This window comes from Nitratireductor sp. WH36-1 (assembly GCF_058725515.1).
Genome location: NZ_CM178970.1, coordinates 3272740 through 3299361 on the forward strand (window position 1 = coordinate 3272740; position 26622 = coordinate 3299361).

The window sequence follows — 26622 nt, forward strand, 5'->3', positions numbered from 1 at the left end:
CGGTTCAGCTCCGGGCAGGAAACAGGCCATAGGGCCGAACAAGGAGAACAAGCGCCATCAGGACATAGATGCTCGCTGAGACGAGACCGGCAGCAAGCGTGTCTGCCACCGAATGGGGCAGAAGCGCCGTGAATATCTGCGGCACATAGGCCCGACCGAGACTGTCGACCATGCCAACCAGCATCGCGCCAACGAATGCGCCACGTATGGAGCCAACACCGCCGATGACGATGACCACGAAGGTGGTGATGAGGATGCGCTCACCCATGGCGATCTCGACGGCGAGCAGCGGCGCCGCCATGATGCCGGCAAGCCCGCACAGGATCGCGCCGAGACCGAAAACGCTCATATAGAGCACGCGCATGTTGACGCCGAGCGCATCGACCATCTGCCGGTCATCGGCGCCGGCGCGCATGAGCATGCCGAAGCGCGTGTGGTTGACGAGCAGCCAGAGGCCAAAGGCTACGGCAAGACCGACCGCGATCAGCGCGACCCGCATCAGCGGATAGGCGAGCCCAGGGAAGAGCGTCACTGAACCTTCCAGGAAGGGCGGAATGTTCATGAAGATCGGGGAACGGCCGACAATCAGCGTCACCGCCTCATTGGTAAACAGGATGAGGCCGAGCGTCGCCAGAACCTGGTAGAGATGGTCGCGATTATAGAGCCATCGCACCACGACGCTTTCGACAAGAAGGCCATAGAGGCCCGCGCCCGCCATGGCGGCCAAGAGCCCCATGAGAAACGAACCCGTGGAGGCAACGGTGAGTGCGCCGCAATAGGCGCCGATCATATAGAACGTGCCGTGGGTGAGGTTGATCACCCCCATAATGCCGAACACGAGGGTCAGGCCCGAGGCCAGCAGGAAGAGGAACGCGCCATATTGCAGGCCGTTCAACAACTGTTCAATGAAGAGGATCATGGCGTTCCAATGCTCGCCGGTCTGGAGTCGATGGCTGCCCGCCCCGAACGCTTCGGGGCGGATGGAGCGCACGGCAGCGTTTTGCCGCCGGGCAATTCCGTTCAGGAAACGGCTTTGGCCATTAATCCATCTTGCAGTCTTTGGCGTAGGCGTCCTGATGGTTCTCGGCAATGCGCTCCACCACCGTCTGGACGATCTCGCCATCGGCGTTCTTTTCGAACCGCGTCAGATAATAGTTCTGGATTGGATGCTGGTTCGGACCGAACTTGTATTTGTCGCGGATCGGTTCGAAATCGGCCTTGGCGAGTGCGGCGCGGAATGCGTCTGCATCGTCGATGTTTCCGCCCACCGCGTCGAGCGCCGAGGCGATCAGATTTGCCGTGTCGTAGGCCTGTTCGGCATACATGGTCGGCGCGCGGCCATAGGCTTCCTCGAAGCGTTTGACGAAATCACGCGAGGCGTCGTTGTCGAACTCGGTTGTCCAGAGCGCCGAGGCATAGACGCCATCGGCGGCATCGCCCGTCGCCTTCACCATCTGTGCATCCAGTGAGAAGGCCGGCACGAGCATGGGCACGCTGTCCTTCAGGCCAGCATTGTCGTATTGCTTGGCGAAGTTGATGCCGGCGCCCCCGGGATGGAACTGGTAGATGGCATCGGGTGCAGCCGAGCGAATGCGCGCCAGTTCGACGGAAAAGTCGGTCTGGTTTAGGTTGGTGTAGATCTCCTCCACCACTTCGCCCTCATAGGTGCGCTTGAAACCGTTCAGCGCATCGCGGCCCGCCTGATAGTTGGGCGCGAGGATCACGACCTTGCCATAGCCGAGCTTGTTGGCCGCCAGGCCCGCTGCCTCATGGAACGCATCGTTCTGGTAGGAGGCGACGAAATAGTTCGCGTTGCACTTCTCGCCGGCAAAGACGGACGGGCCCGGATTGACGCTGACGTAGAAACCACCCGATTTCATGACGGTCGGCTGCACGGCGGCAAGCACGTTGGAGAAGTTCACGCCGGTGAACAGCTTGACGCCCGACTGCACAAGACGGTCGGCCGACTGCTTGGCATTGGCCGGCTTCAGGCCATCGTCCTCGACCTCGAGTACCACCGGCGTTTCGCCCAGCTTGCCATCGTCGCCGATGGCCAGCATGAAGGCGTCGCGGATGTCCTCACCGATATAGCCCGCCGGTGTCGAAAGCGTTGTGATGAAGCCGATGCGCAGCTCTTCCGCCGATGCCTGCGCGGCCATGACCGTTGCCAGCGCAGTGGCCAGAAGGCCGGTCCGCATTGCCTTGCCCTTAAGTCCCATTGTCATGTTCTCCTCCCTTGGATGGCTTGGACGCAGCCGGATCAGCCGGCTTTGCGCTGACGCGAGAAATCATTACCGACAGCCACCACCGGATGGCGGATCGTGCCGATACCCTCGACGCAGGCTTCCACCACGTCGCCAGGCCACAGCCATTCCTGCGGATCGCGGCCCGCACCGACGCCTTCGGGCGTGCCGGTGGCAATGATGTCGCCGGGATCGAGCGTGATGGCGGCCGAGATGTCGGAGACCAGCATCGGAATCTTGAACAGCATGTGCTTCGTGTTCGATCCCTGCTTGCGCTCGCCATTGACGGTCAGCCAGAGGTCGAGATCGTGCGGGTCCCCCACCTCGTCGGCAGTGACGATACAGGGACCGAATGGCGCGTAGCTGTCCTGTCCCTTGGAATAAATCCACTGACCGGCGCGGCGGTTGTCGCGCGCGCTGACATCGATCATCACGCTGTAGCCAAACACGTAGGAAAGCGCGTCTTCCTCGCTCACCTTGGTGGCCTTGCGCCCGATGATAGCAGCGAGTTCTACTTCCCAGTCGAGCTGCTGCGTGATCGAGGCGTTGTGCTCGATCGCATCATCCGGTCCGATCACCGCCATAGGCGGCTTGCTGAAGATGACAGGCTCCTTGGGCAGGTCCTGCGACGTGTCGAGCGTGCGGCTCGATTCCTCCACATGCTCCACATAGTTGAGACCAATGCCGAAGATGTTCTTGCGCGGCCGCGGGATGGGGGCCAGCAGGCGTACATTGGCGAGTGGGACGGTGGTGCGCACCGGCCAGGTGCCGCGCGCCTCATCAAGAAGCCGCCGGAGCGCGGCAAGGCCGTCCGGGCCAAGGTCGATCAATTCCAGCATCGAGGCGGGAAAATCCTCGCCAAAGGCGATGCCCAGCGCTTCCACGTCGACAACGCTTTCACCCTCGATGACACCAAGACGCGCGGGCGCCTCGACCGAGGCCCTGTAGGTAACCAGTCGCATTCAGATATGTCCTTGATCAGTCTTGTGGTTGGTGACCGCCATTATTGGCCAGCGCTTCTTCCCGGTAGAGACCGAGCGAGCGCATCACCGGCAGGTCGTTGAAACAGAACAGGCACGCATCGTCGCCATCGGACAGATTGGCATGCTCGTGCCAGGCCCAGGAGGGAACGCAGAAAATGTCGCGCTCCTGCCAGTCGAACCGTTTGCCGCCAATGACCGAGTAACCCTTGCCCTTGGCCACCTGATAGAGATAGCTGCCCGTGTGGCGGTGAGCTTTCGTCTTCTCGCCCGGCCGCAGCATCTGCATGCTAGCGCCGATGGTCTGCATGACCGGACCGGAGTTGACCGGATTGATATATTCCATCAGCACACCATCATAGGGTGAGCCGTCGGTCGCGTCGGCATAGCGCTTCAGCGCTTCATAGGTACGCTCCCACTCATATTTGTAGAGCGGCGAATAGCCCTTTTCCCACACGCCGCCGCCTGGCGTCAGACCCGGATTGCCCCAGGTTTTGGTCATATCATCGACCGCAAAACCCACGGCCTGTCGTAAATCGGGGTGAACTTCGTAAAAATTCGCTTCAAGTGCGTTGACCAGCGGAATGTCGAGCCCATCCTGCCAGATGCAGGGGCTGCCGCTTTCCTCAACGCCGTGTTCGTGCCAAGTGCCATTCGGCGTCAACACGAAATCATTGGCATTAAGCGTCATCTTGTGGCCATCGACGATGGTGTAAGCGCCCGAACCCTCCATGATGAAGCGCAGCGCCGAGGCCGAATGCCGGTGCGCAGATGCCGCCTCGCCCGGATGCATGACCTGAAGCCCCGAATAGAGCCAGCCGACGGCAGCGGCAAATTCGCGCCTGCCCGGATTGTTGAGGTAGATCACACGACGGCCGGCCTTTTCCGGCGTCACCAGTTCGACCGAGCGCAAGACATGCTCGCGCAGGTCGCGATAGCGCCAGATCATCGGTACGGAAGAGGATTGCGGCTCCCACGGCTCGATCTTGTTGGCGACGGTCCAGAGCGCGCCAGCCTCCAGAGACTCCAGCTCGTCGTAATAAGCCAGAAGCTCCGGCGTATCCTCCACATTGGCACGGCCCGCCACGTCCTCGCGGTAGTTCTCCCTGCCCGACGACATCTCAACCTCCACTTTTCAATGGGGGAAGGATAACAGCAGGATTTTCGCTGTAAACGCTTATTTTCGAAAATATGAATTTTTTCGTTTTTTGCTTGCATCGATGTGCTATGCTGCTCTCCATCCAAGAAGGCGAAGCAGCGCGAACAGGAACAGGACGTGTCGGGGAAGAAAAATCCGCGTGAAACCACGCTAACGGAAGAAGCGTATCAGAAGCTGCGCTGGGACATCGTCAGCGGCACGCTGCAGGCGGGCAGCCCGTTGCGGCTGGATAACCTCAAACAGCGATACGGACTGGGATACTCTCCGCTGCGCGAGGCTTTGAACAGGCTGCACAGCGAGCGGCTTGTCATGTCTGTCGCGCTGCGCGGCTTCACCGTCGCGCCTTTGTCTCTGACGGAAATGTGGGACGCCGTAGACACACGGATCCACATTGAGGCGGAGGCGCTGCGCCGCGCCATCGAGTTCGGAGACGACGACTGGGAGACAGGGGTGATTTCGGCCTTTCACGGCCTCTCCCTGAAAGCCAGGAAACTGGAGCAGATGGACGCGCCGCCAATGGATGAGATGAAGGCGCTGGAAGACCGGCATCACCGGTTTCACCATGCGCTCATCAGCGCTTGCCGATCAAACTGGCTTCTCGATTTCTCTAACAAGCTCTATGTGGAAACCGAGCGCTACCGGTTCCCGGTTCTGGGCGGCCCGCTGGCTCGGCCATCGCGCGATCTCGCGCTGGAGCATCAGGAGATCATGGAAGCGGCCATCGCGCGCGACACAGATAAGGCGATCTCCCTCTTGTGCAGACATTATCGGCGCACGGGAGAGACCCTGTCCACGCGCTACGAGCAGGACAAGCAGCCCGTCGCAACTGTAGTAGGTGCTTAACCGCAAGAAAGCCCAACCCACGCGTCACTTTCAGACATTCACCACCGTCGGAGAACCATATGAGTAGCACGCCACTGACAAGAATGCGTGACACCAATATCTTCGACCTGACGTTGCCCCAATGAATTAATCCAGGTTGAAGTAGGCTCTGGCCCCACGCGAAGGACCAGAGATGAAGCGCAACCGATTTTCCGAAGAACAGATCATAGGCATATTGAAGGAGCACGAGGCCGGTGTTCCGGTTGCGGATTTGTGCCGCAAGCACGGCGTCAGCGACGCCAGCATCTACAAGTGGAAAGCCAAGTATGGCGGCATGGACATCAGCGAGGCGAAGCGGCTGAAGACGCTTGAAGACGAGAACGCCAAGCTAAAGAGGCTCCTTGCCGACAGCATGCTCGGCAACGCTGCGCTGAAAGACCTTCTGTCAAAAAAATGGTGCCGCCCGCAGTCGAGCGAGAGGCCGTCGCACATCTCCAGATCGCGTTTGGAATGAGCGAGCGGCGGGCGTGCAAGATCCTTGGCTGTTGCCGCATGACGATGCGCTATCAGACCAGGAGAACGGACGACGTGGTTCTGCGCGAGCGGATGAAGGCGATTGCCCATGAGCGGCGACGGTTCGGCTATCGACGGCTACAAGTCCTGCTGCGCCGCGAAGGGCATGTGGTCAATCATAAGCGCCTGTTCCGCATCTACCGGGAAGAGAAGCTGTCGGTACGTCGACGAGGTGGCCGGAAACGGGCAATGGGCACAAGGCGGCCGATGCTGATCCCCATGGCCCCGAACGAGAGATGGTCGCTCGACTTCGTCTCGGACCAGTTGACCGATAGCCGGCGCTTCCGGGTCCTGACAATCGTGGATGACTGCACCCGCGAGTGCCTGGCCTTGGTCGCCGACACATCGCTCTCGGGTCTTCGCGTAGCCCGCGAACTGGATGCGATCGCCGAACGGCGCGGCTACCCCTGCATGGTTGTCAGCGACAACGGCACGGAGCTGACGTCCAACGCCATGCTCGCCTGGCAGCAGGATCGCAGCGTCGAATGGCACTACATCGCGCCGGGCAAACCCATGCAAAACGGTTTTGTGGAGAGCTTCAACGGCAGACTGAGGGACGAGTGCCTCAACGAGCACCTGTTCCGCAGCTACCGGCATGCCCGCGAGATCATCGAAGAATGGAGGATCGACTACAACCTGAACCGACCCCACACGAGCCTCGACGGGCTCACCCCGAACGAGTTTGCAACCCGGTCACGAATGGACCACAACGTGAACAGCGCTAGCCTGTGAACGGGTACATTCAGGGGAGCAGGCCAGGAGCTGTGCTGGCCTTGGTTGTCCAGCACCATCAGCACCGCGTACTCGCGGACCTCAGGAGAATAATTGTCTGTAGTTTTATTCATCGTGGCTTCATCCTACTCAGGAGTTGAAACCTCCGGCAAACCCGGTGCGGTTCACCGAGCGCTTTTTCTGCTTTCTGTCCAATGCTTGTATTCGCGGAAAACTTCTTTGAAGTTGCCGAAGCCTTTGACTTCCCCCTGGTCCAACCAAAGAAGCGAATCCGTCCAGTCGCGCAGGACACGCTGCGAGTGGCTGGCCATCACCAGTATCGATGCTGACTCAATCAGTCGCGACTGGAGGTCATTGACTACTGCGTTGACGCTAGCATCGGCCGCATTGATCCATTCATCCATGATGAGAATATCCGCCTGCACGAGGCTCATAAGGCTCATTACGAGACGTGACTTCATCCCCGCAGAATAGGTGTGCACCGGCAGTTCAAAATATCCGCCAAGGTCGCTGAGCCGCTTCACCTCTTCTACGCGAGCCTGAATCGTGCGCTGTGATATTCCCATATAGAGACACTTGAGCTCAGCATTTCGCCGACCGGTCAGATTGGGCTTGATACCAGAACCTAGGGCAAACTGCGGCGAAACGCGGCCGTCGATTTCGAGGCTTCCCGATTGAACGGCCAAGGCACCCGAGCAAAGCTTGAGCAATGTCGACTTTCCAGATCCGTTGATGCCGACTAGGCCGACGCGATCACCAGTTTTCAGGGACAGCGAAATGTTCCGTAGTGCGTTGATCTCCAGATAGTGATCGCCGACTACGATGCGTCCTCCGACCGCACCACGACTAAGCTGCTTTTCAGCTTTTCCACCCCGCCTGCGCAGGAAATAACTTACGGACACGTCCTTTATCTCGATACTTGCCATGCTATTTGACGTTTCTCACAAAGCCCTCGGTGCGGCGGTAGGCGATCATGCCAACGGCTGCCAAAAAGAGCGTTAATAAGGACGAGATCAGCCAGATATGAAGCGCAAACGGCTCTATTCCAAAAACTTGGCGAGACATCGACAGGAAATAGGCCGCAGGATTGTAGGTGCTCAATAGACCACGCACCCCCTCCGCATCGTCCGCAATCCAAAATATCGGAGAGGCGAAAAACACAAAGCGGACAGCAGTCTTGATCATCAAAGCCATATCCGGAAAGTAAATCGTGATCACGTTCACTAGGTAACTGGTCGAAACCGAGGCGGCGGTAATTATGATTGCGAATGGCACGATCAGAAAGAGCTGATAACCCAGTGCACTCCACTTGAGGAGCACAACGCATATTGCCAGCGACAGGACATTTATGGAGTAGACGAATAGCCGATCTGCGAGCGTTTTCAGGAACAATCCAAACAGGGTCAGGTTGTTATGCAACGCGAATTCGAGGCGCTTTTGGATGATATCAACACTGCCGGCGATGGAATCCGAAATGAAATTCCAAAGCACGTATCCCGCCAGGACATATAGAAAAAAATCGACCTGAGTGCCAGCCTCGGACTGGCGAAACACCAAAGCAAGCATGGCGGTAAAGATCAAAGTCGATACCGGCACCCACGCCAGCCCCAACTTCGTCCCTTGGTATTCCGATTTCGCTTCGAGGTAACTGATCCGCAAAAAGCGGACAGCGACCGACAGTTTCGATCTTACTCGTTGCCAAATGCCCATAAGGTCTCCGTGAATATCGGGTGCGCCGCTACTTAGCCCATCCGGCCTCTCAAGCAAACGGCATTCGTCGCAGGTACGCGGATCACCTGGGCGCAGTGCATGTGAAGGCTATGCGGTCCGCCGCTGCCTCCAGACCGCCGGACAACGCTTCACAACTAGGGGCAGTGGTCGCATAGGGAAGATGTCCTTAGCAACATCCACCGAATCGCAGGCAACTTAAAGGTGCATTGTACCGCCGCAGATCGCCAGCCTTGCTCACCAATCCGCCTTTAGCTAAAGCAAGATGACATCCGGACTATCGGGGGTTCGCATCGCTCGGGAGAGCATGAGGCCTCAACTGGCTAGGCAGGAGAACACACCTTGGAAGAGAGCACGGGTTTGATCGTTGTGGGCATGCACAGGTCTGGCACCTCTGCACTGACAGGCGCACTACATTCTCTAGGGACCAGTGTTGGCCAAAGTGGCGAACTCACAGGGGCTAGTGTTGAAAACAAGAAGGGATTTTTCGAGCGCAGGGATGTCCGTCAGATCTGCGACGCGCTCCTGCATTCGGCAGATGCGGACTGGTGGAAGATTTCGAACTTCGAGATCAGCCAGATGGAACAGGCACAGCTTGCACAAAAACGCCAGACGTTCTCCGGTATTGTCGAAAAGCTCTCTCAGGAGACAACCTGGGTTATCAAGGAGCCTCGGCTCTGCCTCCTGCTTCCCCTGCTTGTCGACCTTATCCCCAACCCGGTCTGCATCCTGATCTATCGCAACCCCATTGAGGTCGCGAAATCCCTTAGAACACGAAATCAGATATCACTTCAGCAAGGACTTGCTCTCTGGGAGGCCTACAACCTGGCCGCCCTGCAGTCGATCAAGGACCGCCCGTGCATTGTGGTTTCGTACCACGACCTGATCGCAGACGCTGCAACCACCCTCGAAAACGTCGTCGAGCAGCTTGCCAATTTGGGCGCTACGGGGCTTCAGAGGCCGAAAGAGTCGGCGGACTTCATCGACAGATCGCTTCAACGAGCTGTCGTCCAGCCGGAAGAGATGGAGATACTCACGGCAGAGCAACGCGCGCTATGGGACTTCCTGGAACACAAGTCACCGCCGACGGGTGACCTCGCTCTCAAATCAACCCGGGGCCATAAATTTGTCCTGCAGGACTTGGAACATCTTTTCGCAAGGCAAAACCAGGCATCAAGGGGGGGCGATCCCTCAGGCGCCGCCATTCGTTCACGAAAGGTGCTGAAGCTCGCACGCTTCCTGGATAGGATCGCTTTCTCCCTGACTTCAAGAGTCAAGAGGTGACCACCGCGTTGTGACCATGAGATCCCTTCTGTTCGTAATACGGTAGGCAAAATCACGTTTGGCAAACACTGTATTGCAGTCGTAGATCGAACAAATTAATGTCTGCGCCGTTTTCCGTGGGGCCCTATGGCAACCTCCCACCTCACATCACGATGCGTCGACCAGAACCCTGTGTCATCGTTGCCATAAAATGCTGCCTCCCCATAACGGGCGCGCACTCCCCCGTCAGAACAGAGCCACCGGAGGGCAACCTACTATGGGAATTGAATATTTTTGCCACACCTGAACTTGCATCCCCACCGACGAAATAGGGTTACGAGCATGGGGCACACGATAAACTTGCAATGACCACAACTAAGTGGCAATAGGTCTCTACGAATTGGGTATGCTGAGGTCGCCTAATTGCGGATCACCCAATAATTCACACGACTTTTCACTGCACAAAAATCTGTATTGGTAGGCTATGAGCGGCAATATAGTTCTGGAACTAAAGTATAGCCCTAAATATGGGGAGTACGGATCAAAAGAACACTTCTTCCATTTCTTTTGGGGTTATGTGCTTCCTGGGATGCATGTAGCCATTACAACGACAGAGCGCGAGCCCGGCGCTTATAGCCTCATTCTTGAGGACTGCGGCCCAGTCATGAACACTGTGTCCAAGGACCTGTTCAGCCTGATCACAAACGACATTACGTTCAAAAAGGCCGAGGAATTCAGCGCAAATCCAACGCATGTGCCGCGCTGGGACATCATGATCAACTTCGACAGCGTTCTGTTTGAAGATGAGCACAGCTTCCGTGGCTCCACCAAGGTATACCGCGAAAACGAGTTTCTGAAGAGCGTGTTGAACGAACAGGGCTTTCTGCAGAAATTCCAGAATGAACTGCGCTTGGTTCGCACGTGGGTGCTTGGCCGCGTCATCGGTTCCGAAGCGGCAGAGTCGACCATGCTTAGGCCCGCTGAGGGCGAATTGAACGTAAACGGCCCTGTAGTCACACATGGGCTGAAGAAGGCCATCATCAGGTTTCTTCAAAGGCCCGGCCCGGCGTATCTCAGGGTTTGCCAGCAGATGCTTCTGCACAGCATTAACGTTATCCGCGCCATCGTAGGCAAGACACCTATCGCCATTTCGCCCAAAAAGCCGGTCGCGGCCTCTCGCAAGGAGCCAACAGCGCCCTCGCGCAAGCACGTTGCTGCTGCACAGGCAGCGCCGACAGCTGGCTCGCGGAAGAAGCGGAAGAAAAAGCGCGACCTTAAGTGCCTGCTCCTATGCCGCTCCCCTGAGCCGGAATACTACAGCGAAAACGGACAGGCCGAAGCCAAAAAATACGGCGCGTCACGTCGCACAATGGTCGACATTGACGAGGCTTTCGAGTTCTTTAAGGCAAAAGGGCACAATATCGAAAAGTACGAGCCAGGCTCTGACAACATCTTTACCCAGATTAGGAAATTCTACGATGTCGATACCGTTATTGGCATCAAGGGCGCCGAGCTTTCGAACACCTTCTGGATGAAGCCGGGATCCAAGATGTTTGTCGTCACGCCAAGCACCATGCGCTCGACGCCTGTTTATCAGCGTTTTGGGCGCTTCCTTGGCATCTCCTCGATTACCGTTTTTGCCGCGGACGGAAACAATCCAAGTCTCTATCGCCTGCGGCGGGAGATCGATGACCAGCTCTAAGCTTGATACTTGGTCAAAAATCAAACTATAACCGCGGGCACACGTAACGACCCGCAGATCCCAGAAAGTCCCGTAGGCGAATTTGGTGGTAAAATTATGATCCATACTTGCGAAACAGCTGACGCGCTCCGGCAGCATCGCGACGACAATTTGGCGAAGAGCAACTTCTCGTTGAAAGTCATCCCCTTCGAAACCAGCAAAGACTGGTTTGTGAAGGATGGCGCTGTTTCGCACCGGAGCGGCGGCTTTTTCCATGTGCTCGGGTTAACCCAGGCGAATGCGGAAGACTTTGAGTCGATCCTCCTATATCAGCCACAGAGCGCGCTCACCGGGTTGCTCATCACCAAGCACGAAGGCGTGGTTTACACCTGCGTTCAGGCGCGCGCAGAGCCCGGCAACACTGGCGTCGTGCAGTATGGTCCCACGATCCAATCGACGGCAGCCAACTATATGAAGTTGCACGGCGGTAAGGACACCGACTTCCTGAACCATTTCCAGTCTTATCCCTCTGGGTCGCGCCTGATGAGCTTCACCATGCAGGTGGACCTGGGTGAGCTCTACTACCAGAAGAGCAAGACCCACAATTACATCGAGACCGACACGTTTCTACCCACGACGCTGAACACAACCTGGGTGCCGGTCTCTGTTCTGGCGGAAATGTCGCTCGAGCCATTCTTCCTCAACACGGACCTGCGTTCGCTCACGGCCATGTTCGACTGGGACTACTACGTCACTGGCGAACGTTCGACCGATGCACCGCCGACAGCACTCCTGGAGTACTACTTCAAGAGAAAGTCCCAGGCGAAAGAGCAGTACCTGCTGACCTCCATTCACGAGCTCAAGAACTGGCGTGTGGTTCCCTCGGGCCTTGAGCCCACCGGTACGCACAAGCGCAATCTCAATCTCTTTGAATGCACAGCACTCACCCGTGAGGTCTCCACCTGGGTGCAGCCACTGATCGGCGTTGAGTCAGCTGGTCTTGTGGTTCTTTACCGCAAGGAAACAGCTGCCGGCCCACAATACTTGCTTAGCGTACGCGAGGACTATGGCATAGATAATCAAACGATTATCGCGCCGAGCCGCGTTGTGCATCCAGGCGGTGACACTTCGGTTGTTGATCGGGTGGGCACGCTCTACCGCACATTCGAACACTCCGAAGAAGGCGGCCGCTTCATCAACCACGAAAGCACCTTCGAGATCCGCAACGTCGATGACAGTTATGTGCCGGCCGCCAACGAGTTCTGGGTGACGCCTGGTCAGATGAAACAGTTGTTCCTTGCCTCGAATATCATCTCCATCCAGCTGCGGGTCATGGCCTGCGGTATCGTGGATGAGCTCAATCCAAAGACCTTGGGCGGCGCTCGCCCGGCGTAGGTTAAAGTTAAACCTGCAGGTGCCAGATCTGGCAGACTTGTTGGCCACCGGAAAGGTATAAGGCTTCTGAAAAGTCTTATGCTAACTGGTGGCCAAAGGAACAGGCGCATAATGCAGATGAGGTCTGCGACGATCAGGAAGCCCCACAGCATGCCACTCGATAGCCAAACTCCCAATGTGCATGTGAGTCGGCAGAAGTTTGCTGAGGTGAAGGCCGCCGCAGAAGAGACCAAACTCCGGCAAAACGCATTTCGTCAAATGCTGCGTGAGGGGAGCCTGTTCTCCCTGACCAAGGCGCTCATTCGTCGGCTGGGCTCTAATCTTGAGAGCGCCGTCAGGATGCAGGGCGGGTTGCGCAACACATTCCGGCAATCCGTCAGCGAGTTGAAGCGCAGTGGCCCGAAAGGCTTCGTTGCGAAGATATACCGTCGACTAGGTGCCCATACCGAGTTTGAACCGCTTGTGGACCAACCCGCACGTGCGAGCCTCTACGACAAAACGGCCCCTTACCAGTTCAAGCCCACAAGCGAGTACGAAGCACTTTATCAGAACTATCTTGATCACCGGACGGACCAAAGGAAGATCGCGATTTTTCGCGCTGTCACCGGCGGCTATGACGCGGTATTGCCTTATGAGCATTACCTTGCCGATGCGGACTATTTCACCTTCACCGACGCCCCCATTGCGGTTCGCGGCCTTAATCTGCCTGTGCCCTATTTCGATGCGTCTCCGACCCGCCGTGCCCGCTTCGTCAAGCTTCACCCACACATGCTGTTCCCCAACCATGATGTCGCCGTTTGGCACGACGGCAATGTCATGATCCGTGACGATATCACGCCCCTAATCGAGGCCGTTCTTTCTTCCGGCCTGCCAATCGGAACCTTCCTTCACCCTACCCGAAGCGATGTCTATGACGAGGCCAAGGCCTGCATCGAACAGAACAAAGACAACGCGGATACAATCCTCCGTCAGATCAAACGCTACAGCGAAGAGGGTTTCCTGACCGATCAGTTGGTCGAGAGCAATTTTGTTATCTACAATCTCCGGCATCCAGAATTGAGGGACGCCTTGACGCGCTGGTGGGCGGAGCTTGACCCGGGCTCCTATCGCGATCAGCTGTCGTTCAACTATGCAGTGGATAACACCAAGACCGCCTTCCTGCCGTTGGCGCAGCGTCCAACATGCGTTCGCAGCTATCCCGCGTTCGCATTCTTCTCAAGTCATGGTCACGAAGGGCGGCAGGCCAATGCCGACAACGCGACCAAGCCTGAATTCGACCTCAACGCAATCGCCACTACGCGCAGCGTTCAAACGACGGCAGATGTTCTGGTCTGTGTTCATAACGCACTGGACGATGTGAAAGACTGTCTGGCTAGCGTGGTCAGAAACGGCCAGCAATGCGTTCAGCACATCATCATTGTCGATGACGGCTCAGAGGAGGAAACGCAGCATTGGCTAGAGCACTTCGCCTCGTCCCATCACAACGTTGTTCTGCATCGCAATGACAAAGCCACAGGCTATACCAAAGCGGCCAACAAGGCGATTTCGCTCTCAACCGCAGAGCACGTTGTTCTTCTTAACAGCGATGCCATCGTCGGAGCGCAGGCCATTCAGAAGATGCTTGCCTGCATGAATAAGCTGGAAGGCTGCGGCGTCGTTGGGCCCCTCTCCAATGCCGCAAGCTACCAGTCTATTCCGCATCACCTCAGCGCGGCCGGGCAGACAGCGGTCAATGCGCTTCCAACCGGCTATTCGGTCGATGACATGGATGCGTGGTGCGCCAAAAATTCCGTAGGCCTTCCAGCGCCTGGCGTCCCATTGGTCCACGGCTTCTGTATGTGCATAAAGCATGAAGTATTCGAAAAGATCGGGCGTTTTGACGAAGAGGCTTTCCCATACGGCTATGGGGAAGAAAACGACTTTTGCATCCGGGCTGCAGAGAACGGCTTTCGCCTGAACATCGCCATCGACGCTTTCGTCTTCCATGCAAAATCGAAGAGCTATTCGAATAACGTAAGGCGCAAGTCCCTCATGACGGCCGGCAGCGCCAAACTCCGCGATATGCACGGAACCGACCGCCTCAACCGTCTCATACAGTCAATGCAAAACAATCCGATCCTAGCACAGATGCGCGACAGGGCCTTGAAGCTCTACAGTTAGGACGAGTGCTGCGTCCCGCTCTTCCGGGCGGTGCCACCCCTACGCCATAAGCGCGGCCATCGTCTCATCGCCAAGCGGATAGAGCGCGTTTAGAGACCTGATGCACTCATAATCGCGGGCGAAAATCAGTTTGAGGTTTTCCCGCGCGACGCTGCTCAAGGACATGTTCTTTTCAAACAGGACATCCGCGCTGACGTTCTGGCGGCCGACATCCCGAACGCCGAGAAATTCCTCTATGTCTGCGCCCAGATTGCCCTGTGTAAAGACGCCAAAGATCTGTTCTGCCGACAGATGCTCGAGCAGACCGGTTAGGTAATATGAAATGTCATGTCGGAAATGTGTGATTTCCAACATGGATCGCATGGCATCATTTGAAAGGCGACCGTCTCTCACGAGGCTTTCCGCGAGGTTGTTCAGGTTCTCGTACTTCGTCAGCGCCTCGAACTCTCCAGGATACTGAAACTCCCGAGATTTCTCTACGACAACTTTTTCGTAGCGCCAGGCGAAGGCGGATATAAGCCGGTCGATCGGGTTTCGGAGCACAAGGAGATACCGCGCATTGCTCTGATAGTAAGGTGGGCGCAAGTGGATCCGCTTGACGCTTCGAAAGCGGCTCTGGATTTCAGGGCTGCTGGCCAGCGCATCTGCAACCGAATACCCGCCACATTTGCCTATGTGGATAAACGTCAGCTCGTCCTGCGACCCATCGGTATATCGCTCGTCACGGAGCACACGCTCGCGCTCCAGGCGGTCGACAGGCGCGAAACGGTAAAACTTTGGACGCGGTTGGCGCGCAGGCCGCTTGGGAGCCTTTACCGGCTTTACAATGTCAGCTTCCGCGTCGACCTCAACTGCCGAAGAAGCCTTAACTTCCGCGCTAGCCTCAGCGGCAACTTCAGCCTCGCTGTCCGTTGCCACGTTTGCTTCGGCTATAGCTTCGGTATCCGGAAGTGTCTCGGTTTTGGCCTCAGACTCCAGACCGTCTGGATCGGCATGGACGTCAGCGTCGGGGACAGCGTCAGCAACGTTATCGGTTCCTACAAGCGTCTCAGTATCGGCGTCTGCGACTTTTCTGGGCAACTGACACACCTCTTTCCCAAATGTCTCGTACGACTTAAATGTTGGCCGAAGGTCATCAACCAGTTTAGGCTATGCCCGAAATGATATGGGGTATAGCTGCTATGGCACCACCGTCTCAGGCTGCATCGCCGCCAACTGCTATGTGCCGAGCATAAGTTTTGCTGGCTATGATTCTTAGTGCAAATAACCGCGGGATCAAGCAAGTCCCACTGAGAAGCTCAATCCCGACTATCCAGCGAGATCGCCTTCAGACAGTGATTCAGAGACACAAACCATGGCGAGCTCCGAAAGCCAAAGGCGTCTTCCAGCTTTGAGCAGTCCAGACGTGAGTTTCTGGGTCTGATCGCCTTTGTGGGGAACGCGTGTGTCCCGACAGGCTTAACCCGCGCCGATGGCAGGCCCAATGCCTCGCTCTGGCGGAACGTTTCTCGTGCCAGATCACACCAGGTCGCAGTGCCAGTGCCGGCGAGGTGATAGATACCCGATGTATCAGCACCAGCATCGCCGGTCGCCGCCAGCTTCTGAGCGACAGCAAGCACGCCATCCGCAATCTCAAAGGCCGACGTCGGGCACCCGTACTGATCATCAACGATTGTGAGCTCACGGCGTTTTTGCGCAAGGTGCAGCATCGTCTTAACAAAATTCTTGCCGAAAGGCGAGTACACCCAAGCTGTGCGTAGAATTATGTGCCGCGGGTTCTCCTCGGCGACGCGCAGCTCGCCTGCCAGTTTCGTCCTACCGTAGACCGACAATGGATTGACCGGATCATCCTCAACCCAAGCAGACGATTTTGAGCCGTCATATACATAGTCGGTGGAAAGATGGATCACCGGTGCACCAACCATTGCCGCGCCTCGAGCGACCTGTCCAGCACTCTCTCCGTTGGTGCGCATAGCGGCGCTCGGCTTATCCTCGGCCAAGTCAACCGCTGTCCACGCCGCCGCAGAGACGACAATGTCCGGCCGATAGGAGGCAAGTGTCTTGCCAATTTTTTCGGGCTGGTCGAGGTCCAGCTCTGGTCGACCGATTGCGATCAGTTCCATGTCATCACGCTGGGCACAACGGTGCTTCAGGGCCGTAGCCACCTGCCCTTGTGTGCCAGTGACGAGAATTCTCACGATCCGCTGCCGGGGCGCTTATTGCGTCCCGCCTCGCCGCTTGAGAGCCTCTTGGGCATCGCGCAGAGGGGCCCACCACCAAGAGTTGTCGATGAACCAGGAAATGGTCTTGGCGATGCCGGTTTGGAAAGTCTCCTCAGGTTGCCAGCCCAACTCTGTGCGGATTTTCGTCGCGTCGATCGCATAGCGCCGGTCGTGGCCTGGCCGGTCGGTTACGAATGCGATCTGCTCGCGATAGGAATTTCCATCTGTCCGCGGCTTCTTTTGATCGAGGATGTCACAGATGGTCTCAACGACGCTGAGATTCGTGCGCTCGTTGTTACCGCCGATGTTGTAGGTTTCCCCAACCTTGCCCGATGTGATGACAAGCGTCAGTGCCCTCGCGTGGTCGTCGACATAGAGCCAGTCGCGCACATTCTCGCCGCGGCCATAGATCGGCAACTCGCGACCATCGAGCGCACTCAGCGTTACGAGTGGAATAAGCTTTTCCGGGAAGTGATACGGACCATAGTTGTTGGAGCAATTGGTGATCAGGATCGGCAAACCATAGGTGTGATGCCAAGCGCGCACAAAATGGTCCGACGCGGCCTTGGAAGCAGCATATGGCGACGAGGGAGCATATGGCGTCGTCTCGGTGAAGAGGCCGCCATCAAACGGTAGATCACCATAGACTTCGTCGGTGGAGACGTGATGAAAGCGAAAACTGTCGCGCCGATCTGCCCGAAGGGTGTCACGATACTTGGTCGCGGCGCGCAGCATCGAAACGGTGCCGACAACATTGGTATCAACGAATACACCAGGGCCATCGATGGACCTGTCCACGTGGCTTTCCGCAGCAAGATGCATGACGCCGTCGACATCATGCGTCTTCATGATCTCGAAAATCTTGTCCATATTGCATATGTCGGCCTGCACGAACGTATAGTTCTTGCGCCCCTCGATTTCCTTCAGCGAAGCCAGATTTCCGGCATAGGTGAGTTTGTCGACATTGATGACCTCGTGATTTTCTTTCACGAGGTGCCGACACACCGCCGATCCGATGAAACCGGCGCCTCCGGTAACGAGTATGCGCACTTCATGCACCTCCTGAGTATTCGTGATTGTTGTCCACATCGGCCAGATGCATTGCATCCCGGTCCTTGTCTGAGACAACCAATGTCTCGAGATCCAAAGGCCAGTCGATCCCTATTTGGGGGTCATCATAGCGAATTGCCCGCTCTTCGCCCCGCGCATAGTAGTTCGACACCTTGTAAAAAATGTCCGTGTTGGGCTCGAGCGTGACAAAACCATGCGCAAAGCCTTGGGGCATAAACACCTGATTGCCCTTCTCGGCCGAAATCTCGAAGCCCACCCACTGTCCGTAGGTCGGGGACCCTTTTCTGATGTCCACGGCGACGTCGAAGATCGAGCCCGACGTCACCCAGATCAGCTTGGCCTGCCCATAGGGAGCCCTCTGGAAGTGGAGCCCGCGCAGTACACCGCGATATCGGGAATGCGAGTGATTATCCTGAACGAACGTCTCATGAATACCGTATTCAGCAAGACGGCGGACGCTGTAAGTCTCGGAAAAAAATCCACGGGGATCAATGAAGCGATCTGGTATGATTTCTAGGACGTTAGAGATTGAGGTTTCGTTGACAGTTGCCATAAATAAACCACTCAAATCAGGCTTCGCAGATACGTCGCGTAATTGGTCTTCCCAAGTGCTTGGGCGCGAGTTTCAACCATCCCAGCGTCAATCCACCCATTAGAGAATGCAATTTCCTCAGGGCAGGCGATCTTGATGCCTTGCCTATGCTCTATTGTGCGTACGAATGCACTCGCCTCATGCAGGCTGTCGTGGGTACCGGTATCGAGCCAAGCATAACCCCGGCCGAACTTTTCAACCTGCAGCTTGCCACACTCCAGGTAACTCCGGTTCACATCCGTAATCTCCAGCTCCCCGCGCGCGGAAGGCTTGATGCTCGCGGCAATATCAAGGACATCATTATCATATAAATAGAGGCCAGTTACAGCCCAATTAGACTTTGGCTTGGCCGGCTTTTCTTCAATCGAGATTGCCCGTCTATTCTGATCAAATTCGACAACACCATAGCGCTCCGGATCAACCACCTGATAGGCAAACACCGTTGCGCCTTCTTTGTTCCCGATTGCTGCCTGGCAAGTTCGTGAGAGGCCAGCGCCGTAGAAAATGTTGTCGCCCAGGATCAGCGCGACACTGTCGTTTCCGACAAACTCTTTGCCAATGATGAACGCTTCCGCCAGCCCGTTGGGTGCCGCTTGCGTTGCATAGGTAATATTGACGCCAAAATTAGAGCCATCACCGAGAAGCGAAGTAAATTGCGCGGCGTCATGTGGTGTAGTGATCACCAGAATGTCGCGAATACCAGACAGCATCAGCACCGACAATGGATAGTAAATCATCGGCTTGTCGTAAACGGGCAACAATTGCTTGGAAACAGCGATGGTACAAGGGAAAAGTCGCGAACCCGATCCGCCTGCCAGTATGATGCCCTTCAAAATAGCCTACCTATCAATTGCTGATGTCTTTGAAAGTGTTTTAAAGGCGTCCCATTAGTGACGCAAGATACAATGAAGCTGTGCCTGCCTTCGTCTGCCTCCATACACCAGATTTCCTTAGCCAATTCAAGCGTTCGAAATGTGACTGTGCCCGCGCCGATTTGAAGGATTGCAAGGCGGCGTGCGCTTCGGCGGTGAGTTGGCCAAGATTGTCATCAAGCAATGCCAGGTGCTGGTCTTGCCAACGCCCCCACGTGCCGTCCCAGACCATGCGTAATCGCGTCAATCGGGCAAAGTAAGAACGGTTCTCGCCGATAAGGTTACCACCGTGCTGTCGGTAGAGGGTCAATGGCTCCGGGTCGTATTTGACGATGCCGCCGCTCCCGCTGACCATAATGTAGGCCCACCAATCGTGACTCACCGGGGGCCCCTTGGCAAGCGAGCGCCTCAGGATATTGAAAGCTTCGCGATTCATGGTCATCGTGTTGCCGCCAGCAATGGACTGGACCAGCGCATTCTCAAAAGCCGGAGGATGCGCGAAGAGCGGAGACAAGCGACCGATATCCCGACCATCGCGATCGATCATACGCGTTCGACCACAATAGAGCGCAGGCACATCGCTTGGCTGTTGGCGAAGCCAGTCAAGAGATCTCTGCGACTTGTCTGCGACCCAGATATCGTCTTGGTCGCTGAAGGCGTAGAATTCCGTTTCGGGCAGAGCGTTGAGCAGAAGGGCCCGGAAATTTTCGGCAAAGCCTTTTTTAGGCCCTTCGGAGTAATGCAGGTCGATATTGGCGATCCCATGTGTCAGGCGGCCCAACGCCTTGCGCGTTCGGTTTGACTGACTGTCGTCGGAAACCACGAGGCGGATGCTCGTTCCAACCTGATTTGCAAAGGACTCAATCTGGGGCGCGAGAAACTCTTCACCTTCATAGGTGGCCATCAGGATTGTTAAATCGCTGGATTTGCCATTCATTTCTCTACCAAACTCCCATTCCGCAATGCGCTGCGCACCATCTCAACCAGCCCGCGAGTCGGTTAGAAGACACTGCGACTAAGCGCACGATTCGAGCAACTGGCGCAACATCAGGGCGTTCGCATCGTTCCCGGGCATGCCGCTTCCCCGACTTATCCGAGTTTCAACCCCATCCGCCTTTGCATGAAGCCTGTAGCGCCATAGTGGTGGCGCGCAGAATGCCTCTGGCCCCTCTATATCGTCGACTTGTTGGCGAGCGCAACGGCGACAAGCATGGGTGGCTTTCGGGTCAGCATGCGCTCCAGCCACACTCCTTGAGCTAATGGGATGAACTGCCTTCCCACCGAGATGCAGCTATTGTTGCGCGTAATGATGAAGAAGAAGGAGCATTCTGATGGACATCACGGTTCGTCGGATTGATCTGGGCAAGTCGGTTTGTGGCCTTGCGGGGCTTGATGCCAGCGGCCCTGTAATTTTTCGCAGACATCTCAAACGGGTCCCGCTGCTGGATTGCTTGGCGGAATTGCCAAGCTGTATTGTCGCAATGGAGGCCTGCGAAGACGCAAATCACATCGGGCGTTTCGGCGACACACGCTACTGCCGCTGGATGATTGTCTTTACGCGCTGCAGCCATCGATCCCACATCTGACACGCTCAGCGCCGCAGCAGTGCCTGCAGCGCCTCGGCATCTCTCGGTTGCCTGACGTGGAAGGCGACAAGCCAAAGCGGTCGAAGTTCACGCAGCACATGCTCGAGGCCGTGCCAAATCAGGACCACACCATTCTCACCGACAACGGCATTCAGTTCGCCGAGCAGCCTCGAAACCGCAAGACCATCTACTCCAGGCCCATGCGCTTCGACATGATCCGTGAGGCTAATGGGATCGAACACCGCCTTACAAAGCCCAATCCTCCTTGGACCAACGGTCAGGTCGAAAGATTAAACCGGACGATCAAGGATCGCGACCATCAAACGGTTCCATTACGACAGTCACAACCAACTCCGCGCCCATCTCGCCGACTTCGTGGCGGCCCACAACCATGCGCGCAGGCTCAAGCCCCCCCCCAGCAGCCTCACGCCCTATGAATATCTCTGCGAGATATGGACATCGGAGCCAGGCACTTTCATCCTAAATCCGATCCACCGGATGCCGGGACTGAACACCTGGGATGTCGCCATCTTCGGCACTTGAAGCTAATTGAAGAGCTTACCGTAAACCTCCTCCGCCATCTCCGGCGGCGATTTTACCGCGCCCCTGAGGATGATATCGGGGGTTTCTGGCGGCTCGAAGGGGCTGTCGATGCCGGTGAAGTTCTTGATCTCGCCCTGGCGGGCGCGAGCGTAAAGCCCCTTGGGGTCGCGCGCTTCGCAGACCTCGAGCGGGGTATCGACAAAGGCTTCGATGAAGGTGATCTCCCCGGCAATCTCGCGGGCCAGCCGCCGCTCGTTGCGGAACGGGGAGATGAATGAAACGAGGACGATCAGCCCCGCATCGGCCATCAGCTTTGCCACCTCGGCCACCCGGCGGATGTTTTCGATACGCGCCGCCTCGGTAAAGCCCAGGTCCTTGTTGAGCCCGTGCCGCACATTGTCGCCATCGAGGATGTAAGTGTGCTTGCCCTCGGCGATCAGCCGTTTTTCCAAAAGGTTGGCAACGGTCGATTTGCCCGACCCCGAAAGCCCTGTGAACCAGACGATGGCGGGTGCCTGCCCCTTTTGCCGGGCGCGTACGTCGCGCGTGACGTCGAAGGACTGGTAGGAAAGGTTCTCGGCCCGCCGCAGACCGAAGCTGATGGTGCCCACCCCCAGCGTCTGGTTGGCGATGCGGTCGATAAGGATGAACCCGCCCATGATGCCGTTCTCGGCGTAAGGGTCGAAGGCAATGGGCCTGTCGGTGGCGATGGTGATCGTACCGACCTCGTTGAGTTCGAGCCGCTTGGCGGCGGTCTTTTCGAGCGTATTGACGTCGGTACGGTGCTTGAGTTCGGTGATCGTCGCCGGGATGAGCTGGGTGCCGAGCTTTAAGAGATAGGAACGCCCCGGATAGGCCGGCGCGTCCGCCATCCACACCATCTCGGCCTGGAACTGGTTGGAATATTGCGGCGTCCGGCCCGGATGCGCCAACACATCGCCGCGCGAGACGTCGATTTCACCGTCCAACACCAGCGTCACCGCCTGCCCGGCAACCGCGTTTTGGAGATCGCCGTCCATGGTGACGATGCGGGCGATCCTGGCCGGCTTCCGCGAGGCGGCGTTCAGCACCTTATCACCGGTCTGCACCATTCCTGAAGCGACCGTCCCCGAAAAACCGCGGAAATCGAGATTGGGCCGATTGACCCACTGCACCGGGAACCGGAAAGCGGCCTCGGAGCGATCCACATCGACAGCGATCTCTTCGAGATAGGGCAAAAGCGGCGCGCTTACGAACCAGGGGGTGCTGGCGCTGTTGGTGACGATATTGTCGCCCCTAAGCGCGGATACCGGTACCGCGGCGATCGAGGCAAAGCCCAGATCTTTGGCAAACTCCCGGTATTGACTCTCGATGCCCATGAATATGTCGGCGTCATAGCCCACAAGGTCAATCTTGTTGACGACAAGGACGATATGCTTCACCCCCAGCAGCGAGAGGATAAAGCTGTGGCGGCGCGTCTGCGTCAGAATGCCTTTTCGCGCATCAACAAGAAGCAGGGCCAGATCGGCGTTGGAGGCGCCGGTGGCCATGTTGCGGGTGTATTGCTCGTGCCCCGGTGTGTCGGCCACGATGAACTTCCGCTTTGCCGTCGAAAAGAAGCGATAGGCCACATCGATGGTGATGCCCTGTTCGCGCTCGGCAACCAGCCCATCGACCAATAGCGAAAAATCGATGCCCTCATCCCCCACATGCCGGTTGCGGCTTTCCTTTTTGAGGGCGGCAAGCTGGTCATCGAGAATGAGCTGGCTGTCATAGAGCAGCCGCCCGATAAGCGTGGACTTGCCATCATCGACCGACCCGCAGGTCAAAAACCGCAGCAGCGATTTATCGGTCTGTTCGGCAAGCCAGTCCGCAATACCGGCGTCGGGGGCCAGAGGAAAGGTGGCCGTCATCAGAAATAGCCCTCGTGTTTTTTCTTTTCCATCGATCCGGCCTGATCGGAATCTATCAGCCGTCCTTCGCGCTCGGAGTTGCGCGAGGCCTGCATTTCCATGATGATCTCGGGCAGCGTTGCCGCAGACGAGCGGATCGCCCCGGTCAGCGGATAGCAACCCAGCGTGCGAAAGCGCACCAGTTCCTCGCGCGGCGTCTCGCCCGCTTCGAGCCGGAACCGCTCATCATCAACCATGATCAGCGTGCCCGCGCGCTCGACGACAGGCCGGCACTTGGCGAAATAGAGCGGCACGACGGGGATGTCCTCAGCATGGATATAGGTCCAGATGTCGAGTTCGGTCCAGTTGGAGAGCGGGAAGACCCGCATCGATTCCCCCGTATTGAGTCGCGTGTTGAACACCCGCCACAGTTCAGGCCGCTGGTTCTTGGGGTCCCAGGCGTGAGCCGCGTTGCGGTGCGAGAAGATGCGCTCCTTGGCGCGGCTCTTCTCTTCGTCGCGCCGTGCCCCGCCGATCGCTGCATCGTACTGCCCGGCACCCAGCGCCTGCCGCAAGGCTTGCGTCTTCATGATGTCAGTATAGCGGGCCGAGCCATGATCGAACGGGTTGATATTGGCGGCCTGCCCCTCGGGGTTGGTGTGCACGCGCAACTCGAACCCGTATTCTGCCGCCACCCGGTCGCGAAAGGCGATCATTTCGCCAAACTTCCATGTCGTATCGATATGGAGCAGCGGAAACGGGATGCGCGAGGGATAGAACGCCTTGCGCGCCAGATGCAGCAGGACACTGGAATCCTTGCCGATCGAATACATCATCACCGGCCGCTCAAAGCTCGCCGCAACCTCGCGGAAAATCTCGATGCTCTCGGATTCGAGTCGGTCAAGATGTGTGAGTTGATTGTCTATTTTCATTCAAAGCTCAAAGTTTACTGTTCGCACTGAAGTCGATACGATCGATAATTGAATGATATCCGATGGCGCAAAACTCAGGATGTCAAAGTCGCCGTCATGGGACTGAATCCCCTTGCCGCAAACCTAGGGCTTGCCAGCCATATAAAAAAACATCCACCTGCGGCTCGAAGAATAGCATCTCCTGCAACCGTATCTCACTCCATCGTCCTGCCGAAGCGAGGGTAGAGGTCGGCTTCACCTTCTGCAATGAGGCAAAACTTGAGAGAAGATCCAACGATCTTGAACTTCTCCTCCTGAACGCGCGATATCCGAGCGTCACTTCTTTCGACCCCATGCGAGCGGCTTCCAACAAGGGTTATACCCTCTTCGGGTAAGTCACACACCATGATCTCAACCCGAGAAACGATCTGGCCGTTCTGAAGGAAACCAACATGCGCACCTAATGGCAGAGCACCCCAACAGATGCGACCTATACGCTTGTGCACAATCCATCGAATCCGGCGCATGGCGCCGACGATCAAGAGCTTGTGGATATCTGCCCGCACCAATTTCTCTGACCGAATCCAGACAGGGCTTGCCGCCCGTCGATCGCAGTCGGAGGACGAGGTCCAACCCCGCAGCGAAGTTCCGTCCGCTCGCGAAGGTGCGTAGATCCGGCGCGAACGCCATAGTCGCATCCGCCGTCAGTGGACCAACCTGTCCCATATCTGCCGATTGCGACATCGACCGACCAAGCGTAGTTCCAATTCAGCCGCCACCGATATAATCAGTTGCAATCCGCACATTCGCTGGAGGCGCACTATCAAACCGGTTGCGACCTAGCAGAACACGAGAAGATCAGGCTTAGACATGAACATTGTTGTTGTGGGATTGGGCTATGTCGGTACGGCGAACCTGCTCATGCTCGCCCCGAACCACAAGGTGATCGGCGTTGACCTCAACCCCGAACGTGTGGCGGCCATTGAACAGGGCTCTTGCCCAGTTTTTGACCCTGATGCTGCGCAGTATATTGCCGAAAACAGGCTGGATCTATCAGCCACATTGGACGGCAACTCGGCTTACGAGGGCGCCGACGTTGTCATCGTCGCCACCCCCACTGACTATGCCCCCCAGACCAATCGCTTCAACACACAATCAGTTGAGTCCGTCGTGCGAGCAGTTGTTAACGTGAATAGCGCAGCAACGATCGTTATTCGCTCGACCGTACCAGTGGGGTTTGTGCGGCAGTTACGAGCAGAAATCGGAAGTGACAGAATCGTGTTCGTGCCGGAGTTTTTGCGTGAAGGTCGTGCTCTTCATGACAGCCTGCATCCATCTCGAATTGTCGTCGGAGACAATTCCAAAGTCGGCAAGGCCATCGCCGACCTTCTCCTCACGGGAGCACATAAAAAAGATGTTCCCTTGCTTCTGACCGGGACGGACGAGGCAGAAGCCATCAAGCTGTTTGCCAACACTTATCTCGCAATGCGTATTGCATACTTTAACGAACTCGACAGCTACGCCATGGTTCACGAACTCAATACGAAGCAGATCATCGATGGTGTTGGCTTGGATCAGCGCATCGGAGACCACTACAACAATCCTAGCTTTGGCTTTGGCGGCTACTGTCTTCCTAAAGACACCAAGCAATTGCTGGCCAACTACGCAAACGTTCCCCAGAATCTTATTGAAGCAATCATTCAAGCTAACCAGACGCGTAAGGATGTTATTGCTGAAGAAATATTGAAGCGAAAGCCCTACTGTGTCGGTATCTATCGACTCACAATGAAAATGGGTTCGGACAATTTCCGTGATTCAGCCGTTCAAGGCATCGTTGAGCGCATCAAGCTGCGAGACGTGAAGGTTCTCATTTTTGAACCGATGCTCGAGGAAGGCAAATATTACGGTTCGGAGGTTACATCAGATTTTTCACGGCTTTTGGATGAATGTGACGTCATAGTCGCCAACAGAATGACCCCAGAACTTGAGCCCTTAAAGGATCGCGTTTTTACGCGTGACGTTTTTGGCAATAATTGAGTAACCCGTTGCCAAGATCTCAGTCTGTTCTGAGTCCGTAAAACTGGATCGCTGCTGGTTTGAGTTTTCCGCTGAGTTGACGCGCACCCCGTTTTTGGACCGGCCCGAACCGGAACTTCCGGGGTGTCTGGCTCAGGCGGCAGGATGTGCCAATGAGCCTTTCATGAGCGATATCGGCGGC

The 26622-nt window shown here is 56.8% G+C and carries 22 protein-coding genes and 1 pseudogene; 9 read left to right on the forward strand and 14 right to left on the reverse strand.

The window, feature by feature from the left end; all coding sequences use genetic code 11:
* Positions 1 to 4 precede the first annotated feature (4 nt).
* The 4 genes from AC4PTT_RS15820 to AC4PTT_RS15835 form a co-directional block, all read right to left on the reverse strand.
* Positions 5 to 919 (reverse strand): branched-chain amino acid ABC transporter permease, encoded by a 915-nt coding sequence (locus AC4PTT_RS15820; protein ID WP_204360788.1) that lies wholly within the window; start codon positions 917 to 919, stop codon positions 5 to 7.
* Between the two features lie 121 nt (positions 920 to 1040).
* On the reverse strand, positions 1041 to 2225 hold the full coding sequence (locus AC4PTT_RS15825; protein ID WP_492161609.1) for an ABC transporter substrate-binding protein: 1185 nt from the start codon (positions 2223 to 2225) through the stop codon (positions 1041 to 1043).
* A 35-nt stretch (positions 2226 to 2260) separates the two neighbouring features.
* Positions 2261 to 3205 carry a fumarylacetoacetate hydrolase family protein gene (locus AC4PTT_RS15830; protein ID WP_492161610.1) on the reverse strand — a complete coding sequence of 315 codons (945 nt, stop codon included), beginning with the start codon at positions 3203 to 3205 and terminating at the stop codon, positions 2261 to 2263.
* A gap of 16 nt (positions 3206 to 3221) precedes the next feature.
* Positions 3222 to 4343 (reverse strand): cupin domain-containing protein, encoded by a 1122-nt coding sequence (locus AC4PTT_RS15835; RefSeq protein WP_492161611.1) that lies wholly within the window; start codon positions 4341 to 4343, stop codon positions 3222 to 3224.
* Positions 4344 to 4499: 156 nt separating this feature from the next.
* On the opposite strand from AC4PTT_RS15835, the gene AC4PTT_RS15840 reads away from it, so the two are divergent.
* Together AC4PTT_RS15840 and AC4PTT_RS15845 are read left to right on the forward strand one after the other, a co-directional pair.
* Entirely contained in the window at positions 4500 to 5225 is a 726-nt protein-coding gene (locus tag AC4PTT_RS15840; protein ID WP_492161612.1) for a GntR family transcriptional regulator, read from the forward strand.
* Positions 5226 to 5397: 172 nt separating this feature from the next.
* Positions 5398 to 6509, forward strand: a protein-coding gene (locus AC4PTT_RS15845) for an IS3 family transposase (protein WP_492161613.1) whose coding sequence is annotated in 2 segments (ribosomal slippage) — positions 5398 to 5650 and positions 5650 to 6509 — 1113 coding nt in all. Because the reading frame shifts where the segments join, the coding sequence is not laid out codon by codon here.
* 164 nt (positions 6510 to 6673) lie between these two features.
* Here the strand turns inward: AC4PTT_RS15845 and AC4PTT_RS15850 are convergent.
* Both AC4PTT_RS15850 and AC4PTT_RS15855 read right to left on the reverse strand, forming a co-directional pair.
* Complete coding sequence (locus AC4PTT_RS15850) at positions 6674 to 7435, reverse strand: ABC transporter ATP-binding protein (RefSeq protein WP_492161614.1); 762 nt, start codon at positions 7433 to 7435, stop codon at positions 6674 to 6676.
* Position 7436: 1 nt separating this feature from the next.
* On the reverse strand, positions 7437 to 8219 hold the full coding sequence (locus tag AC4PTT_RS15855; RefSeq protein WP_492161615.1) for an ABC transporter permease: 783 nt from the start codon (positions 8217 to 8219) through the stop codon (positions 7437 to 7439).
* A gap of 360 nt (positions 8220 to 8579) precedes the next feature.
* Between AC4PTT_RS15855 and AC4PTT_RS15860 the strand changes: the two genes are divergently transcribed.
* The 4 genes from AC4PTT_RS15860 to AC4PTT_RS15875 all read left to right on the forward strand — a co-directional run bounded on the left by AC4PTT_RS15860 (position 8580) and on the right by AC4PTT_RS15875 (position 14736).
* Complete coding sequence (locus AC4PTT_RS15860; protein ID WP_492161616.1) at positions 8580 to 9521, forward strand: sulfotransferase family protein; 942 nt, start codon at positions 8580 to 8582, stop codon at positions 9519 to 9521.
* A gap of 643 nt (positions 9522 to 10164) precedes the next feature.
* Complete coding sequence (locus AC4PTT_RS15865; protein WP_492161617.1) at positions 10165 to 11202, forward strand: glycosyltransferase 61 family protein; 1038 nt, start codon at positions 10165 to 10167, stop codon at positions 11200 to 11202.
* A gap of 96 nt (positions 11203 to 11298) precedes the next feature.
* Positions 11299 to 12576 carry an NDP-hexose 2,3-dehydratase family protein gene (locus tag AC4PTT_RS15870; protein ID WP_492161618.1) on the forward strand — a complete coding sequence of 426 codons (1278 nt, stop codon included), beginning with the start codon at positions 11299 to 11301 and terminating at the stop codon, positions 12574 to 12576.
* Between the two features lie 150 nt (positions 12577 to 12726).
* A complete protein-coding gene (locus AC4PTT_RS15875) occupies positions 12727 to 14736 on the forward strand; it encodes a glycosyltransferase (protein WP_492161619.1) in 2010 nt (669 codons plus the stop codon).
* 39 nt (positions 14737 to 14775) lie between these two features.
* On the opposite strand, the gene AC4PTT_RS15880 is transcribed toward AC4PTT_RS15875, so the two are convergent.
* From AC4PTT_RS15880 to AC4PTT_RS15905, 6 genes are all read right to left on the reverse strand, one after another.
* Positions 14776 to 15816 carry a hypothetical protein gene (locus AC4PTT_RS15880; RefSeq protein WP_492161620.1) on the reverse strand — a complete coding sequence of 347 codons (1041 nt, stop codon included), beginning with the start codon at positions 15814 to 15816 and terminating at the stop codon, positions 14776 to 14778.
* A 218-nt stretch (positions 15817 to 16034) separates the two neighbouring features.
* On the reverse strand, positions 16035 to 16934 hold the full coding sequence (gene rfbD, locus AC4PTT_RS15885) for a dTDP-4-dehydrorhamnose reductase (protein ID WP_492161621.1): 900 nt from the start codon (positions 16932 to 16934) through the stop codon (positions 16035 to 16037).
* Between the two features lie 18 nt (positions 16935 to 16952).
* Positions 16953 to 18008 (reverse strand): dTDP-glucose 4,6-dehydratase, encoded by a 1056-nt coding sequence (gene rfbB / locus AC4PTT_RS15890; protein WP_492161622.1) that lies wholly within the window; start codon positions 18006 to 18008, stop codon positions 16953 to 16955.
* Between the two features lies 1 nt (position 18009).
* On the reverse strand, positions 18010 to 18582 hold the full coding sequence (gene rfbC / locus AC4PTT_RS15895) for a dTDP-4-dehydrorhamnose 3,5-epimerase (RefSeq protein WP_492161623.1): 573 nt from the start codon (positions 18580 to 18582) through the stop codon (positions 18010 to 18012).
* 11 nt (positions 18583 to 18593) lie between these two features.
* Entirely contained in the window at positions 18594 to 19454 is an 861-nt protein-coding gene (gene rfbA, locus AC4PTT_RS15900) for a glucose-1-phosphate thymidylyltransferase RfbA (RefSeq protein WP_492161624.1), read from the reverse strand.
* Between the two features lie 40 nt (positions 19455 to 19494).
* Positions 19495 to 20430: a glycosyltransferase gene (locus tag AC4PTT_RS15905; protein WP_492161625.1), complete on the reverse strand. Its 936-nt coding sequence runs from the start codon at positions 20428 to 20430 to the stop codon at positions 19495 to 19497.
* Between the two features lie 394 nt (positions 20431 to 20824).
* On the opposite strand from AC4PTT_RS15905, the gene AC4PTT_RS15910 reads away from it, so the two are divergent.
* Positions 20825 to 21079 carry a hypothetical protein gene (locus tag AC4PTT_RS15910; RefSeq protein ID WP_492162627.1) on the forward strand — a complete coding sequence of 85 codons (255 nt, stop codon included), beginning with the start codon at positions 20825 to 20827 and terminating at the stop codon, positions 21077 to 21079.
* Positions 21007 to 21622: pseudogene (locus AC4PTT_RS15915) on the forward strand (integrase core domain-containing protein); the annotation flags it as partial. The gene AC4PTT_RS15910 and the pseudogene AC4PTT_RS15915, both read left to right, overlap by 73 nt.
* A 2-nt stretch (positions 21623 to 21624) precedes the next feature.
* Here AC4PTT_RS15915 and cysN read toward each other — a convergent pair.
* Positions 21625 to 23514 carry a sulfate adenylyltransferase subunit CysN gene (gene cysN / locus AC4PTT_RS15920; RefSeq protein WP_492161626.1) on the reverse strand — a complete coding sequence of 630 codons (1890 nt, stop codon included), beginning with the start codon at positions 23512 to 23514 and terminating at the stop codon, positions 21625 to 21627.
* Positions 23514 to 24425: a sulfate adenylyltransferase subunit CysD gene (cysD, locus tag AC4PTT_RS15925; RefSeq protein WP_492161627.1), complete on the reverse strand. Its 912-nt coding sequence runs from the start codon at positions 24423 to 24425 to the stop codon at positions 23514 to 23516. The genes cysN and cysD overlap by 1 nt, the downstream gene beginning before the upstream one ends.
* Positions 24426 to 25274: 849 nt before the next feature.
* On the opposite strand from cysD, the gene AC4PTT_RS15930 reads away from it, so the two are divergent.
* The gene (locus tag AC4PTT_RS15930) at positions 25275 to 26441 is read left to right on the forward strand and encodes a nucleotide sugar dehydrogenase (RefSeq protein ID WP_492161628.1); all 1167 of its coding nucleotides are present in this window, start codon (positions 25275 to 25277) and stop codon (positions 26439 to 26441) included.
* Positions 26442 to 26622 lie beyond the last annotated feature (181 nt).

What these genes read in the sequence shown, in the direction of transcription:
- AC4PTT_RS15910 (WP_492162627.1), top strand. Translation starts at nt 20,825, where the DNA reads ATGGACATCACGGTTCGTCGGATTGATCTGGGCAAGTCGGTTTGTGGC.
- cysD (WP_492161627.1), bottom strand. Translation starts at nt 24,425, where the DNA reads ATGAAAATAGACAATCAACTCACACATCTTGACCGACTCGAATCCGAG.
- AC4PTT_RS15825 (WP_492161609.1), bottom strand. Translation starts at nt 2,225, where the DNA reads ATGACAATGGGACTTAAGGGCAAGGCAATGCGGACCGGCCTTCTGGCC.
- AC4PTT_RS15855 (WP_492161615.1), bottom strand. Translation starts at nt 8,219, where the DNA reads ATGGGCATTTGGCAACGAGTAAGATCGAAACTGTCGGTCGCTGTCCGC.
- AC4PTT_RS15905 (WP_492161625.1), bottom strand. Translation starts at nt 20,430, where the DNA reads ATGAATGGCAAATCCAGCGATTTAACAATCCTGATGGCCACCTATGAA.
- AC4PTT_RS15870 (WP_492161618.1), top strand. Translation starts at nt 11,299, where the DNA reads ATGATCCATACTTGCGAAACAGCTGACGCGCTCCGGCAGCATCGCGAC.
- AC4PTT_RS15850 (WP_492161614.1), bottom strand. Translation starts at nt 7,435, where the DNA reads ATGGCAAGTATCGAGATAAAGGACGTGTCCGTAAGTTATTTCCTGCGC.
- AC4PTT_RS15865 (WP_492161617.1), top strand. Translation starts at nt 10,165, where the DNA reads ATGAACACTGTGTCCAAGGACCTGTTCAGCCTGATCACAAACGACATT.
- AC4PTT_RS15930 (WP_492161628.1), top strand. Translation starts at nt 25,275, where the DNA reads ATGAACATTGTTGTTGTGGGATTGGGCTATGTCGGTACGGCGAACCTG.
- AC4PTT_RS15820 (WP_204360788.1), bottom strand. Translation starts at nt 919, where the DNA reads ATGATCCTCTTCATTGAACAGTTGTTGAACGGCCTGCAATATGGCGCG.
- AC4PTT_RS15875 (WP_492161619.1), top strand. Translation starts at nt 12,727, where the DNA reads ATGCCACTCGATAGCCAAACTCCCAATGTGCATGTGAGTCGGCAGAAG.
- AC4PTT_RS15830 (WP_492161610.1), bottom strand. Translation starts at nt 3,205, where the DNA reads ATGCGACTGGTTACCTACAGGGCCTCGGTCGAGGCGCCCGCGCGTCTT.
- AC4PTT_RS15835 (WP_492161611.1), bottom strand. Translation starts at nt 4,343, where the DNA reads ATGTCGTCGGGCAGGGAGAACTACCGCGAGGACGTGGCGGGCCGTGCC.
- rfbC (WP_492161623.1), bottom strand. Translation starts at nt 18,582, where the DNA reads ATGGCAACTGTCAACGAAACCTCAATCTCTAACGTCCTAGAAATCATA.
- cysN (WP_492161626.1), bottom strand. Translation starts at nt 23,514, where the DNA reads ATGACGGCCACCTTTCCTCTGGCCCCCGACGCCGGTATTGCGGACTGG.